The 14,969-nt window shown below is 66.5% G+C and carries 12 protein-coding genes; 10 read left to right on the top strand and 2 right to left on the bottom strand.

The features are described from left to right. Nucleotides 1–180: 180 nt before the first annotated feature. On the bottom strand, nt 181–765 hold the full coding sequence (locus tag LZC94_41405; GenBank protein ID WXB14270.1) for a protoglobin domain-containing protein: 585 nt from the start codon (nt 763–765) through the stop codon (nt 181–183). Nucleotides 766–1,028: 263 nt separating this feature from the next. Here LZC94_41405 and LZC94_41400 point away from each other — a divergent pair, with 263 nt between their 5' ends. Continuing rightward, on the top strand, nt 1,029–2,201 hold the full coding sequence (locus LZC94_41400) for a beta-lactamase family protein (protein WXB14269.1): 1,173 nt from the start codon (nt 1,029–1,031) through the stop codon (nt 2,199–2,201). Between the two features lie 16 nt (nt 2,202–2,217). Here the strand turns inward: LZC94_41400 and LZC94_41395 are convergent, their stop codons facing one another. Continuing rightward, the gene (locus LZC94_41395) at nt 2,218–2,706 is read right to left on the bottom strand and encodes an Lrp/AsnC family transcriptional regulator (GenBank protein WXB14268.1); all 489 of its coding nucleotides are present in this window, start codon (nt 2,704–2,706) and stop codon (nt 2,218–2,220) included. Nucleotides 2,707–2,799: 93 nt separating this feature from the next. Between LZC94_41395 and LZC94_41390 the strand changes: the two genes are divergently transcribed. From LZC94_41390 to LZC94_41350, 9 genes are all read left to right on the top strand, one after another. Beyond that, nucleotides 2,800–3,957 carry a pyridoxal-phosphate dependent enzyme gene (locus tag LZC94_41390; GenBank protein WXB14267.1) on the top strand — a complete coding sequence of 386 codons (1,158 nt, stop codon included), beginning with the start codon at nt 2,800–2,802 and terminating at the stop codon, nt 3,955–3,957. Continuing rightward, on the top strand, nt 3,954–5,885 hold the full coding sequence (locus LZC94_41385; GenBank protein ID WXB14266.1) for an MOSC domain-containing protein: 1,932 nt from the start codon (nt 3,954–3,956) through the stop codon (nt 5,883–5,885). Before LZC94_41390 ends, LZC94_41385 begins: the two co-directional genes overlap by 4 nt. Nucleotides 5,886–7,143: 1,258 nt before the next feature. Beyond that, the gene (locus LZC94_41380) at nt 7,144–8,856 is read left to right on the top strand and encodes a fatty acyl-AMP ligase (GenBank protein ID WXB14265.1); all 1,713 of its coding nucleotides are present in this window, start codon (nt 7,144–7,146) and stop codon (nt 8,854–8,856) included. Nucleotides 8,857–8,899: 43 nt separating this feature from the next. Beyond that, nucleotides 8,900–9,865, top strand: coding sequence for an acyl-CoA desaturase (locus tag LZC94_41375; GenBank protein WXB14264.1), 966 nt, complete (start codon nt 8,900–8,902; stop codon nt 9,863–9,865). Nucleotides 9,866–9,875: 10 nt separating this feature from the next. Further along, a complete protein-coding gene (locus tag LZC94_41370; GenBank protein WXB14263.1) occupies nt 9,876–10,847 on the top strand; it encodes an acyl-CoA desaturase in 972 nt (323 codons plus the stop codon). Between the two features lie 8 nt (nt 10,848–10,855). Then, nucleotides 10,856–11,185 carry an acyl carrier protein gene (locus tag LZC94_41365; GenBank protein ID WXB14262.1) on the top strand — a complete coding sequence of 110 codons (330 nt, stop codon included), beginning with the start codon at nt 10,856–10,858 and terminating at the stop codon, nt 11,183–11,185. A gap of 12 nt (nt 11,186–11,197) precedes the next feature. Beyond that, entirely contained in the window at nt 11,198–12,307 is a 1,110-nt protein-coding gene (locus tag LZC94_41360) for a fatty acid desaturase (GenBank protein ID WXB14261.1), read from the top strand. A 13-nt stretch (nt 12,308–12,320) separates the two neighbouring features. Beyond that, nucleotides 12,321–13,220, top strand: a complete 900-nt coding sequence (locus LZC94_41355; protein ID WXB14260.1) for an alpha/beta hydrolase — start codon at nt 12,321–12,323, stop codon at nt 13,218–13,220. Nucleotides 13,221–13,240: 20 nt separating this feature from the next. Continuing rightward, the gene (locus LZC94_41350) at nt 13,241–14,968 is read left to right on the top strand and encodes a GMC oxidoreductase (protein WXB14259.1); all 1,728 of its coding nucleotides are present in this window, start codon (nt 13,241–13,243) and stop codon (nt 14,966–14,968) included. Nucleotide 14,969: the final 1 nt, after the last annotated feature.

The raw sequence follows: 14,969 nt of genomic DNA, 5'->3' as shown, positions 1-14,969 counted from the left end.
GCTAAGCCGGAGCGATCCATTCGTCGAATGGATCGTATTCATGGGAGTCATCGACGAGGTGGATGCATCGCCCGCGGGCCGCGCCGCCGTCCCACGGCGTCTCCTTCACACCGTGCCGCCGTCACGTCATGACGCGCTTATGCCACCATGCGCTTACGCCACCACGCTACGACCCGAGGCTCAGAAGTCGCCGTCCTTCACGTAGGGATGGCTCCAGAGCGTGAGCTGCAGGAGGCACGATTTCACCCACGCGGCGTGCATTTTGTCCACGTCGCCCGGCGAGTGCCCTTTCTTGGCGAGGAACGGCTTCAAGGTGAAGGTGACGGGGAAGATGAGCGCAAACAAGTTACGAAATGGCACGATGTCCGTCGATGGCGCCCCGTCGATCGCGTTCTTTTTGATGCGATGGTGGCGAAGCCCGATCTCGTGTTGGTAATCGAGCCAGCTCTGATCGTACTCGGCGCGCGACGTGTCGAGGATCCATTGGCCGAAGCGCTTACGCACGGCGCCCAAATACTCGCCCACGGGCGCGCCGCCGTCCTTTGCCGTGAATGACGCGAGGAGGTGCGGATTTGCGCCGACGAAGCCGTACCACACGTCGAGGATGGCCTCGACATGGTCTTTCACGATGTCGTGGGACAACTTCAAATAGTGCGTATCTTCTTCTCCGAAGAGCGCGCTCTTCTTCATCTCCTCGAACTCCGCCAGCGAGATGGGCGATCGCGCAACGGCCGTCGTTCCATACGTATATCCATGAATGCTCATAGGTCGACTTTCCTTTCCGCGGACAATGCACCGCCTTCGTCCGCGCGCAGCAGGAGCCCGTACGTAGCCGCCCGCCCGCGAGGGATGCGATGATTCCACCTCTCATAACTTAGGAGTCCTAAGTTGTCAACCGCCGCGAGCGAGCGCCGCGGGCGGGGGATCCCGCCGATCCCGATCGGCGGCGCAAATCGTCCCAAAACGCGGAAGCGACGTTCGAGCGGCAAGGCATGAACGCTGGAGGTGGGGTCGGGCACCTTGGGCGTATGAACACGTATTCTATGCTGCGACGTCGTTCGCACGCGCTCGTGGCGGCTTCGGCCTTCCTGACCGCCGCGTGCTCGGACGACAATAAGGATGTATCGCCTCGATTCGATGAAGCCGCGCTCCGTGCGGACGTGGAGACCGTGCAAAAGACGGCCGATATCGTCGGTGTGCTGGCGGAGGTGGTCACCCCGGAAGGGCCCCTGCGGGCGCGCGCGGGCGCCGCGGAGCTGGGAACGAACCAACCCGTGCCCTGGGACGCGCATTTTCGCGTGGCGAGCACCACCAAGACCTTCGTGGCCACCGTGGTGTTGCAGCTGGTCGGAGAGGGGAAGCTCTCCTTGGAGGATCCGGTGGAAAAATGGCTGCCCGGGGTGGTCCGCGGGCAGGGCAACGATGGAAACAAGGTCACGGTGCGGCAGCTGCTTCAACATACGAGCGGGCTCTTCGACTATGTCGAGGACGAAGGGCTGCAGAGCGCCATGCGCCAAGATTTCGAGGGTATTCGTTACAACCTCATGACCCCCGAGGAGCTGGTGGCCATCGCCATGAAACACCCGCCGGCCTTCGCCCCCGGCCAGGGTTGGAGTTATTCGAATACTGGTTATTTGGTCGCCGGGATGATCATCAAAGCCATCACCGGCCACGACTGGTCGCACGAGGTGGTGAACCGCATCGCGGTGCCGCTCGGCCTCACGCAGACGTCCGTGACGACCACCGATCCGAAGGTCCCCGTGCCCTATGCCCGCACGTACCTGCGGGTCGAAGGCGCGCCTTCGCCCCTGGAGACCACCGAAAATACGCTGGAGCACACCGCCGACTCGGCGGTCATCAGCACCACGGCGGATTTGAATCGATTCTTCCGCGAGCTGGTCACCGGAAAGGTGCTCCGCGCCTCGGAGCTCACCGAAATGCAACGAACGGTGCCCATGCCCGAGGGCGACTACCCGGCCGGCACCCGCGCGGGCCTCGGCATTTTCTGGAGCCCCACGTCATGCGGCGGCTTTTGGCAGCACGCGGGCGATAGCCCCGTTGCGCCGCATACCCGCACGGGTATCACGGCGGATGGGCGCCGCAGCATCATCGTATCGATGACCAGCACGGTCGACTTCGCATCGACGGATCGCGCGGTCTTCGAGCTGACGGAGCGCGCCCTCTGCGACCGCGCCCGCTGATCGGGCGCGCGGCGCCTCAAGCCCCGTCCTTGATGGGCACCGTCAAACCCACCTTGACCCGGTTCATCACCACCTGGGTCGTGAAGCGGAGCACGTTGGGGTTCTCGTACAGCGCGCGTCGCGCGAACGTTTCGAAGTCGGGCATGTCCCGCGCGATGACCACGAGGACGAAGTCGGTGCTGCCGGTGACTTGGTAGCATTGTTGAATGCGTGATTCGGCGCGTATCGCGCGCCGGAATGAGTCGATGTCGGTCTGGTGCTCGCGATCCAGCTCCACCGAGACGATGAAGGTCATCGCCTGACCGACGGCCGTCGGTTCGACGACGGCGATCTCGCGCGCGATGATGTTGGTCTCACGCAGCCGCTTGATGCGCCGCTGCACGGCGGCGGGGGAGAGGCCGACTTTGGTCGCGATGGCCTCGGCGGTCACCCGTGCGTCTTCTTGGAGGCGCGCGAGGATGGTGCGATCGATGCGGTCGAGAGCGCCATTCGGGCCTTTGCGCATGGCCTGCATATTGGCACGGAATACGCGGTTTCCACGCGTGCATCGGCCCAAGGACGCGGTTTTTCCGCGCGCGCGATCGCTATAGTAAAACCCATGTCCGATACGCCGCTGGACGCATGGAGCATGCGCTTTCACCTTCGTTCTCGCTCCACTCCCAATCCGGGCCCCGTGCACGGCCCCTCCGAGCTCGCCGAGCTGGCGTGGGTCGGGCTGCGCGACGTGGCCCCCGCGCGCGAGCTCCTCTCCGCGTTCATGAAATACGCGCCCACGCCGCTGCGCCGCCTCTCGCAGCTGGAACGCGCGCTCGGGTTGGGCGCCATCCTCATCAAGGACGAGGGAAAGCGCATGGGCCTCGGCAGCTTCAAAGCGCTCGGCGGCGCCCACGCCGTGATTCGCCATGCGCGCCGGAAGACGGAGCGCGAGCCGGGCAAGCCGGTGACCGTCGCATGCGCCAGCGCCGGCAACCACGGATTGTCGGTGGCCGCGGGGGCGCGCGCCGTCGGTGCGCGGAGCGTGGTGTACCTGAACGAGACGGTGCCTTCGAGCTTCGAAGAGCGGCTGCAAGCGCAGGGCGCGGAGACGGTCCGCGCTGGACACGACTACGAGGAGAGCCTCGAGCTGGCCGAGGCCCGCGCCGCGCGCGAGGGCTGGGCGCTCATCTCGGACACCTTGTCGCCGGCGGTCGCCTCCGAGCCCCGCGACGTCTGGGAGGCGCGCGCCACGGGGCCGCGCGAGGTGATGCAGGGCTACTCCGTTCTCATGGACGAGGCGGCGCGCGCGTGCGAAGAGCAAGGCGGCCCGGCCACGCACGTGTTCGTTCAAGCTGGCGTCGGCGGTCTTGCGTCGGTGGCGGCGTCGTACCTCTTCGAGCGATGGGGCGAGGCCGTTACCCTCGTGGTCGTGGAGCCGGCGGGGGCCGCGTGCGTGCTGGAGAGCGTGCGGCTCGGCGCGCCCACGCGCATCGCACCCGGACGGACCACCCTCGGGCGGCTCGATTGCCGGGAGCCCTCGCTGCTCGCCTTCCACGTGCTCTCGCGCGTGGCGCATGGCTTCGTCACCGTGACCGACGCGGCTGCGGGCCAAGCGGCCGTGCAGATGGCGCACGATGGCGTCGCGCTCTCGCCGTGCGGTGCCAGCGGCGGCGCAGGGCTCATGGCGGTGTGCAAGGACGCGAGCGTGCGCTCGGCGCTCGGCCTCGACGCGGGCTCGCGCGTGCTTCTCTTCGGAACCGAGGCGGCGGGTGCACCATGAGCGCGGCCCACCTCGCGAGCATCGCCCGTTATCCGATCAAGGGCTTCGGACCGCAGATGCTGTCGTTCGCCGAGCTCCGTCGCGGGTTCGGGCTCGAGCACGACCGGCGGTTTGCCGTGACCAACGGCCAGACGCGCGTCGACCTCGACGCATCGTTCCCGCCCGGCGAGCGCGCCGTGCGCAGCGCCCCGCGCTGGATGCCATGCGGCAACTTCGTTCGGCTCACGCAGAATCAGGATCTCCCGCTCTACGCCTTCGAGTTCGACGACGAGCAGCTCCTGCTCTCCATTCGCGCCCCCAAAGGCGATCGCGTCTCCGTCGATCTGAACGATCCCGAGAGCGTCGCGCGCGGCAACGCCACCTTGACCGCGTGGTTTCCGCAGGGCCCGCACGGCTCGCCCGGGTTGGTGGAGGCGAGCTCCTTCGGCTTCTGGGATCACCAGGACGCCACCATCTCGCTCATCAACCTGGAGACGGTGCGCGCCCTCTCCCGCGCGGCCGGCACCGAGCTCGACCCGCTCCGCTTCCGAGGCAATTTCTTCCTCGACGGCCTGCCGGCGTGGGCCGAGCTGGGGCTCCTGGGGCGCCGCATCCGCATCGGCGACGCCGAGCTCGAGATCCTGCGACCCATCGACCGATGCAAGGCGACGTCGATCAATCCGAGCACCTCGGAGGCCGACGTGCACGTCCCGCTCGTCCTCGCGCGCTCGTTTGGACACGTCTTTTGCGGCGTCTACGCGCGCGTCGTCCGCCCCGGCCGCGTCGCGCGCAACGCGCCGTTCGTCGAGATCGGCGCCGCCTCGGAGACCGCCGGACACCCTCTGGTCGACACCGCCCCGCCGCCGCACGAGTGGCCGCGCGCCGCGCGGGTCGAGGCCCGCGAAGAGGAGAGCGCCACCGTCGTCAGCTTCTGGTTCCGCGATCCCTTGCGGCCTCTGCGCGTGCCCCAGCCCGGTCAACACGTCCGCATCCACACCGCGGTGCCGCGAGGCGCGGACGGCGCTGCCCAGGCGGACGGCGCTGCCCAGGCGAACGCCGTCGCGCACCCCGCGCCCGTCTGGCGCTGCTACACCGTCTCCGAAGTCGGCGATGATGGCCTCGTTCGCATCAGCGTCAAGCGCGAGGACGAGGGCGTGCTCTCGTCCCATTTGCACCGATCGGTACAAAAAGGTGACTCCCTCGTCCTCTCCGGGCCCTTTGGCGACTTCACCTTGCCGGACGAAGCGCCCGAACGGCGCCCGCTCGTCTTTTTGAGCGCGGGGATCGGCATCACGCCCACCATCGCCATGCTGCGCGGCCGAGGCGCGGCCAAAGCCCCCTCCGTCCACGTGGCGCACGGCGCCCGGTGCGACGCGGAGCTCGCGCTCTGGGACGAGGTTCGAGACGTCGTCTCCGAGCTCGAAAACGCCACCGCCGAGCTCTATTTCAGCCGCCCCGCCGAGGGCGATCTCGCGCGCCGCGGCGCCCGCCACGGTCGCATCGACTTCGAGCACCTCGCGGCGACCATCCCGCTCCGCGAGGCGGATATTTATCTCTGCGGGCCGGACTCCTTTTTACGCGACGCCAAAATGGCTTTTGCAAAATTGGATATCGCCCCCGAGCGGATTCACTACGAAGTATTCGTCTCGCCGCGAAGCGCGTCGGCCGCGAGCCCCAAGGCGCCTTCGCCCGGCCCCTACCGCGTTCGATTCCTGCGAAGCAAAGTCGAGGCGACCTGGCACGAGGGCGCCGGATCGCTCCTGGAGCTGGGGGAGGCTTCCGGCATCGCCCTCGCCTCGAGCTGCCGAAGCGGCGTTTGCCAGACCTGCCGCCATCGTGTCTCCGGGGGCACCGTCGCGCACCTCCTCGATCTGCTCGCGCCGCCCAATGAAGGTACGGCGCTTCTCTGCTGCGCGGTGCCCACCTCCGACATCACGATCGACGGTTGAAATACGCGCCAACCGCCGCGCCCGGCCGGCGGCCGAGAAGGTCTGCGCGATGGGTAGAATGAGCTCGCGGACGAGCGGTGTGGCGGTGACGACCGTGGGACCACCCGCGAGCTCTCGAAACGGGTGAAGTCTCTCCCCGCCATCGAGCTCGACGAAAACGCTCGCGCGGCGCTTTATGAAAAAATCGACAATGTTCGAATTGTCCCGGGGGACGGTACGCGAATGCCCATCTCCGACGCCTCCTTCTCGGGCGTCGCGTGCTTTGCGATGCTTCACCACGTACCGGCCGCGGAGCTGCAAGAGCGCCTCTCTCCGGAGCGTTTCGTCGGGAGACCTCGTCCTGCACGAGTTCGTGTCTTGGGTCCGGGGTGGCACGTCTCCGGGAACCGATCGCGTCGATAGCTTCTGACTTTCGCCTCCTTCCTATCTTCAGACGATGATGCGGGGCCATGGCGACGCCCTCCCGCGCTGCCTCGAGCCCGCCGGCTCTCCTCATGTGAAGGCGGCGATCGCGCCGGACTGCGCCTCGAGGTGCCCTCGTGGAGCGAGGCCTTCCATCGCCGGCCATACTGAAAAGTTCTCGTTCCTTTCATTGGCGGGTGGGCGGTTGCGCGCCAGGTGGGGAAGCGATTGGACGTTCTCGACCCGAGCTCCGCGAGCTTACGATGTTCGCTCCACTTCGGGCTTTCGTGCGCCACAAAGCAATATGTCACTTAGACATCCGTTTGTTGCCAAACGATCGGTTGACCTATTGCCAGCAGGTGGAATAGGTTATTTCGAACGTTCGATGCGCGGCCGGAAATGGTCGTGGTGGAAATCGTTTTCCCTTCGAATTTTCGAAATTTGTTATCTATGACAAATCACGTGTCCACTGAATGGGTGACAGTGCACGGTTGTCTTCTGCGCGCCGGTGCTGGGCTGCGCGAATAATATATTCCGTAACATATTTTGCGACCACGCCGTGCAGTGCGCAGACACGATCTCGAGACAATTTCGAGTGTTGGGCGCCGGCGCGCGTTTCGAATGTGTTTCTCGTTTGGGCCATCATGCTGCGCCGCGCCGGCGACCACCGGAAATCGCTCCGGGCCTCTCTTGACAAATCACGGGCATAATATCATGTACATAATATGTCGGTCGTTCCGGCTCGTCGGTAGCTTGCACGCTTCGAGTGCCAGCGCCGAAGCGGCGGAAACCACTTAGGATACGAGGGGGCTCGGGTCCCCCGGCAAAAGCAATGGGAACGAATCAAACCGTCGACTTGTGTCGACCGATCGCCGAAATCGTTGGGCAGCGCGCGGCCATCCAGGGGGGCGCGCTCGCCCTCACCTATCTCCACGATGGTGAAAATGACGCCGAGAGTTGGACATATGCGCAGCTCTGGCAAGCCGTCTCGCGGGTCGCCGCCGATTTGAGCGCGCGCGGGGCGGCGGGCAAACGCGCCGTCCTCCTTTATGAACCGGGTCTCGAGTACATTGCAGCGTTCCTCGGGACCATGGCGTCGGGTGCTATCGCGGTTCCCGCCTATCCGCCTGCCTCCAAGCGCATGGCCGAGCGCCTCCGCGGCGTCATTCAAGATTGTTCGCCCGACTTCGTCCTCACCAGCGCGGCCTTTGCGGCCGTGTTTCAAGGGCAGCTCCCCGACGTCACCCACGCCTCGTGGATCGCCACCGACGCCTTGCCGCAGGCCTCCTTCGACGGGGTGACGGCCGATCGCGACGCGTTGACCATGCTCCAATACACCTCGGGCTCGACGGGATCGCCCAAAGGGGTGATGCTCTCGCACGCAAACATCGTCGCCAATTGCGCGGCCGTCTACGAATGGCTCGGCCCCGATCCCCACCGCCGCGGCTGCATTTGGCTCCCGCCGTACCATGACATGGGGCTCTTGGGCGGCATCCTCCAGCCGCTCTTCGCGGGTTTTCCGCTGGTCTTCCTCTCACCCATGCACTTCGTCCAGAAGCCCGTGAGGTGGCTCCAGGCGATCAGCCAGCACCGCATCACCTTGTCGGGCGGCCCCAATTTCGCCTATCAAATGTGCGCCTCGGACATTCCGGACGAGGAGCTCGAAGGGCTCGATCTCTCGTGTTGGAAAGAGGCCTTCTGCGGCGCGGAGCCCGTGCGCCCCGACACGCTCACCGCATTTTGCAAGCGCTTCGAGCCGAGCGGGTTCTCCGTACGCGCCGTGAATCCATGCTACGGCCTGGCGGAGTCCACGCTCATCGTGTCCGGTAAACCCCCGGGGCAAAACCCCATTTACCGCCGCTTCGATCGCGAGCGCTTGGAGGCAGGCGCCGCCGTCGATTGTGACGCGCGCGGCGAGCACGACGAGGCCGCCGAGACGGACGGCTCGAAGGAGGCCATTGGCCTCACCAGCTGCGGCGTAGTCACCTCGGGCTACGATCTCCGCATCGTCGATCCTGCTGCCGGCACGGAGCTCGGCCAAGGCCAAATCGGCGAAATTTGGGTGTCGGGGCCCAGCGTCGCCCATGGGTATTGGGCCCGGCCCGAGGAGACGCAGCGCGTGTTCGGCTGCCAGCTCCCCGGCGCAAAAGGACCCTTCCTCGACACGGGCGATCGCGGATTTCTTCAGGACGGCCAGCTGTACGTGACCGGCCGCTCGAAGGATCTCATCATCATCGCCGGGAAGAATCACTATTCCGAGGACATCGAGCACACGGTGGAGTCGGCGCACGGCTCGATTTATCGCGGCGGCGCCGTGGCATTCTCCGTCGAGGCAGGGAGCGAAGAGGCGGTGATCATCCTGGCCGAGGTCCGCGTCCAGCGCGATCGGCGGGACATCGGCGCCATCGCCCAGACGATCATCGCGCAGGTCACACAGGTGCACGGGGTGGCGCCGAAAGAGGTGGTCTTGTGCCGCCGCGGCTCGATTGCGCGGACGACGAGCGGAAAGGTGCGCCGGGCTGCATCGCGCGCGCTTTACCTCGCGGGCGGGCTGCAACAGGTCGCGTAGCCGACCGATACCCCACTCAACCATGGAAGCGAGACGGTGTTCGATGCAGCCCGCATATGTCCATTCACCTGATCCCGGCGGCTCACGACCGCCGGAGTCGGAAGTATCCCCCGATCTATCCGCCTCGGACGATCGCCAGCGGCTTCAGCGCACGTACGCGCTCTTGACGGTCGGCGTTCCGACCCTCGGATTCATCGCCGCCATCGTATCGGCCTTCGTCCACGGGGTGACCCGCGCCGAGTGGATCCTCTTCGGCGTGATGTACGCCGGCACGGCGCTGGGCATCGAGGCGGGGTTTCACCGCTACTTTTCCCACCGCGCATTTCGCGGCGGCCGCTTCGTCACCTACCTCCTCGGCGGGCTGGGATCCATGGCCGGGCAGGGGCCCATTCTCTTCTGGGCCGCCATTCACCGGCGTCATCACGGCGCCACCGATCGCGACGGCGATCCGCACTCGCCCTGGCTCCACGGCGAGGGGTTCACGCGAAAGCTGCGCGGCCTCGCCCACGCGCACTTCGGTTGGCTGTTCCGCACCGATCGCACCGATTGGGCGCGATTGACCCCCGATCTGCTCCGCGACCGCGACGTGATCGGCATCAACGCGCAATATCCATTCTGGCTGGCGGCCGGCCTGCTCCTGCCGGCCATCGCCGGCGCGCTGGCCATGGGCATCCCCGGCCTGTGGCGCGGCATGCTCTGGGGCGGCTTCGTCCGGATTTTTCTGCTCGATCACGTGACGTGGGCGATCAACTCGTTCGGGCACGTGTTCGGGCGGCGGCCGTACCCGTCCAAGGATCACAGCGGAAACATCGCGCTGCTCGCGCTGCCTTCGTTCGGAGGATCGTGGCACAACAACCACCACGCGTTCCCCTCGTCGGCGCGCAACGATCATCACCTTTACCAGATTGATTTGTCAGGGCTCTTCATCGAAGGGCTCGCCCGCGTGGGCCTCGTCCGCGACGTCAATCAACCCCGACGTTCAGCGCGGCGCGCGCCCCGCAAGCCTTGAGGAACGGACCATGACCCAGACCACGATGGCCGACGCCATCCCGCCGCAGGAGTCCACCGTGCTCGGCATGGCGGACGTCACACCCAGCGCGCACCGGCTGCAGGCGCGCATCGCATTGGCCATCATGATCGTCCCCGCCCTGGGGACGATCGAGGCGGCGCGCCTCGCCCTGCGCCACGAAGTCGGCGCCGGCCAATGGATCCTCTTCGCCGTCATGTATTTCGTCCACATGGGCGGGGTGACGATGGGCCTCCACCGGCTGCTCGCCCACCGCGCGTTCTCCACCAGCAAGGCCCTGGAGGTGCTGCTCATCGTTTGTGGATCGATGGCGGGGCAGGGGCCGGTGCTCTATTGGGTCTCGACCCATCGCGCCCACCACGCGTACAGCGATACGGAGGGCGATCCGCACACCCCGCAGCTCCACGGCGAAGGCTGGGCCGCCAAGATGAAGGGCCTCTGGTACGCCCACATGCCCTGGATGCTCTCGCGAAGGGTGGCGAGCCCGGGCCATTTTGCGCGCGATCTCCTGCGCAATCGGACCCTGGTGCGCTTGAACGAGAGCTACTTCATCTGGCTCGCGTTGGGCTTCGTCATCCCCGCGGTGGCGGGCGGGCTCCTCGCGGGCAGCGCGCGCGGCGCCTGGGTGGGCTTCATCGTCGGGGGCCTCGCGCGCATGTTCCTCGCCAATCAGGCGGCGTGGTGCGTGGGCTCCGTGTGCCACATGTTCGGCAGCCGGCCCTTTCGAACGAACGACTCCAGCGCCAACAGCTGGTGGGTCGCCATCCTCACGTTCGGCGAGGGACTGCAGAACAACCACCACGCCTTTCCCAGCTCGTACCGGCACGCCGTGCGCTGGTGGGAGCCCGATCTGAGCGGCTGGTGCATCGCCTTGCTCGCGAAGATGAAGCTCGTCTGGAGTTTGAAGCATCCCTCACCGGCCGTGATCGAGCGCGTCACGATCCGCCCAAGTCGAAAGGAATAGTGTTCGCTATGAAAGAAAGTTTGTTGTCGTCCGTTGCGAAGCGACTCGGCCTCAAGGAGGCCCCCCGCGGCGCCCCTCTGCGCAGCGAAGCCGAGATCCGTCGCTGGATGACGGATCGTTTGGCCGCGCAGCTGAAAATTCCCGTCGACAACGTGGACACGTCGCGCGAGTTCGCCTCCTACGGGCTCGACTCGCGCACCGCCATCCAGGTGTCGGGCGAGCTCGAAAAGGCGGTGGAGCGCAGGCTCTCGCCCGCCCTTCTGTTCGAGCACCCGACGATCGACAGCGTCGCTCGGGAGCTTGCGCGCGAGCTATCGCACGAGAACAAAGACGACTGACGGGAGACGACCATGCTGCAACTCGTCGTTGGAAACGAGCAAAAGCCCGAGACGCCCCTGGAAGAACTTTTGAGGCGTTCGCGCGAGCTCGAGGGCGTACGGCTGGCGGACATCATTCCGCGCTCGTGCTTCACCATCAACTCCGCGCGCGGGCTCGTAGGCTTCTTCGCGAGCTATGCCCTATGGGCAGCCGGGCTCGCCCTCATCGCCTATTCGCCCCATTGGCTCCTGTGGCTCCCGGCATCGTTGGTCGCGGGGCTCGGCGGATGGGGCCTTCATTGCATCGCCCACGACTGCGGCCATGGCTCTTTCTCGTCCTCGCGCCGGTTCAATTATGCCATTGGCCACATCGCGCTCTTGCCGATGCTCTATCCGTTCCACGGCTGGCGCCACGTTCATAATTTGCACCACGCCAACACGAACAACCTGGAGAAGGACACCGACTGGCGCCCGGTGGGTCGCGCCATGTACGAGCGCATGCCGCTGAAGGACAAGAGCATCTACTTCGGCACGCGATCCATCTTCTTCTGGCTGGGCACCGCCCACTACGAGCTCATCTCGGGCTTTCGCACCAACATGTTCCCCGGCCGCAAAGAGCGCGAGGAGGTGCGCCGCTCGATCCTGTTCGTCGTCTTGGTCGCCCTGGTGGCGTTCCCGTTGGTGGTGCACTTCACGGGCTGGCTCGGCTTGGTGAAGTTCGTGCTGCTGCCGTGGCTGGGCATGCACGCATGGTTCAGCGCCACCACCCTCATGCACCACACGTCCGAAGACGTCCCTTTTCTGGGCGGAAAACAATGGACGCGCAACGCGAGCAAGCTCTTGCTCACCACCGATTACAAGTATTCGGCGCTGCTCCATTTCTTCACGCACAACATCTCCATCCACACCGCGCACCACGTGGCGCCGAAGGTCCCGTTCTACAACCTGCCCCAGGCCAACGCCGCGCTGAGGGCGGCGCTGCCGGGGATGATGCGGGAGAAGCCCTTCTCGTGGCGTGAGCTCTACACGGCCGTTCGAAGGTGCCATTTGTACAATCCGCAGACGGGTTTCTATAGCCCGTTCGGCGAAGACGGCGGATCCCCTCCGCTGGCGGACAAGGCGCTCGATCGGGGCGCATCGTAGGAGCGCGCGCATCATGAATAGCCTCGAATCGCTGACCAGTCAGGCGCGGGTCTTCGCATCGCGGTGGGGGTTCGCGCTGCTCGATCGATCCCCGCCCGCCCTCGCCGGCGAGCTGCCAGGAAAAATAGCAGGGAAGTGGGCCACCAACTTGTTCATGGAGACGCGCCGCGGGGGGCGCGATCTCCCGGTGGGCATCCCCGCGGGCGCCACGGCCAAGCCCGTGCGCGACGGTGAGAAGGTCCGCAACGTCTACGTGTGGGGCAAGAGCGGGCCCATGGTGGTCCTCGTTCATGGCTGGGGGGCCGACAGCGCCGCCATGTGCAGCTTGGTGCGGCCCCTCCGCCAGCGCGGCTACCGGGTGGTGGCGTTCGACGGCCCCGCGCACGGCTCGAACCAAGGGCGGCGCACGACCATGACCGAGTTCGTGGCATCCGTTCGCGAGGTGCTCGAGCGCTTCGATCCCGCGGCCGAGGTGCGCGCCATCGTGGGCCACTCGCTCGGCGGCCTCGCGGCGGTGGCGGCCTCCAAGCTCTCGCAGCGGGTCCCCGAGCGCATGGTTCTCCTCTCGGCGCCGAGCTGCTTGAACGAAGCCCTGCGCAGCTTCGTCGGGTTCTGGGGCATCTCCAGCCGCATCGAGCAGCAGATACGCAAAGAGCTCTCCAGGAGCCACGGCGTGCCCATCGAGCACTGGGACGTGCGGACCCTCGCGAGCCGCGATCGCTTTCCGGCCCTGGTGCTGCACGATCAGGACGACTCCTTCGTGCCCTTCGCCCAGGCCGACATCGTGGCCAACGCGCTCGGCAGCACGGCGCGCATCGAGCTCACGAAGGGGCTCGGTCACGCGCGCATCTTGGCCGATCAGCGCACCACGTCGCTGGTGGCGGACTTCGTGGCCGGGGCTCAGGCCGCGTGATGCGCGCGCTCGGCCCGGCCTTGACGGCTGCAACCGCGGCCCTCTCCCTGCTCGCATCGACCGACCTGCGCGCCGCGGAGTCGTGCGGCGCCGTCGACTACCCCGCCATCGTCGTGGGCAGCGGCTACGGGGGATCGGTGGCGGCCTTCTACCTCGGGAACGCGCGGGTCAAGACCCTGGTGCTCGAGCGCGGCCGCGATTGGACGGTGCGCGATCCCACGAAGGACGCCACCTTCGCCACCTTGGAGACGGTGACCGCGCCGGGCGGCGACGTGCGCAGCACCTGGATGAACACCAAGTGCATCGGCAACACGTACCTGTCGTTTGGCGGCCCGTTTCCATGTCCGGTCGGCGCGGGCATCTTGGAGGAAATGGACGACTCGCCGGAGACGCACCGCGACGCGTCTCCGGCGCTGAAGGTGAACGGGGTCAAGCTTCGCGTGGCGGCCGGCGTTGGCGGCGGATCGCTGGTGAACGGCGGGGTCGCGTTCGCGCCGACCAAGCAAGGCTGGGACGCGGCGTTTCCCCCGAACGAGCTGCCGCTCATGCAGCAGGTGTGGGCGGATCTGAAGGCGCGCTATTTTCGAAACGCGACCATCCGCCTCGGTGCTTCGCCCACGCCGAGTGACATTTTAGCCACCGAGTACTACCGGGGCACCCGTACCTTCGCGGCCTTTGCGGCCGCCGCAGGGTACCCCGAGGAGAACCCGGCCGATCCGGCGACGTGGACCTTCAACCACGCCAATATGCCGACCATCGCGGACTGGAACAAAGTGCGCGACGAGATCGCCGGCCGCCGCGTGGCCAGCATGATCCGCGGCGAGGTTTACTGGGGCAGCAACAGCGGCGCGAAAAAGTCGCTCGAGCAGCCCGACGGCTACCTGGGTCGCGCGGTGTCGACCGGCCACGTGACCGTCAAACCGCTGCACACGGTGACCGGGATCACCTACGACCCGCACACGCGCATCTACAAGGTCGCGGTGACGCACACCGATGAATCGTACCACGTCCTCTCGACGCGAAGCTTTACGACCCGTCATGTCTTCATGGCCGCCGGCTCGGTGGGGAGCACCAAGCTGCTCGTTCGTGCGCGCGACACCGGTGCGCTGCCGAACTTGAACGCGCACGTCGGAACGCGCTGGACGACCAACGGCGATATGGCGCATTTCCGCATCGTCAGCTCGACGTTCCTGCCCCAGGGCGGTCCGGCGGGCGAGAAGATCACCGACTTTCGCGACCCGAGCAACCCCGTGATCATCGAGGCGCCGCCCCTGCGCGCGCCGGCCTTCTTTGCCTCCGATCCGAACCTGCAGCCGTTCTTCGGCGCGCTCTTGAACATCGCGTTCGGCGTGCCCACGGCAAAAGGGACGTTTCGCTACGATGCCCCGAACGACACCGTCGTTCTCGACTGGCCGCCCGATGGCGCGGCCAACATCTACCAGCGCGTCACGAGCATCCTCACCGATCCCGCGTTTCCGGGCACCCCGGTCATCGTGCCGCAGGCGCGCTCGCAAGGCTCGTCCTTTCACCCGCTCGGGGGCGTGCCGCTCGGTCTCGCCACCGATGCCCACTGCCGGCTTCGCGGCTACCGCGGATTGTACGCCGTCGACGGCGCCATCTTGCCGGGGCCCTCGGCGGTGGCCAATCCAAGCTTGTTGATCTCGGCGTTGGCCGAGAGGTGCATGGCGCACCTCGCACCAAAAATCGCCGAAGACAATGATGACGACGACAACGACGACGACAAATGAG

Source organism: Sorangiineae bacterium MSr11954 (assembly GCA_037157815.1).
Lineage (GTDB): Bacteria > Myxococcota_A > Polyangia > Polyangiales > Polyangiaceae > Pendulispora > Pendulispora albinea.
This window is presented reverse-complemented; position numbering and strand designations above follow the sequence as displayed.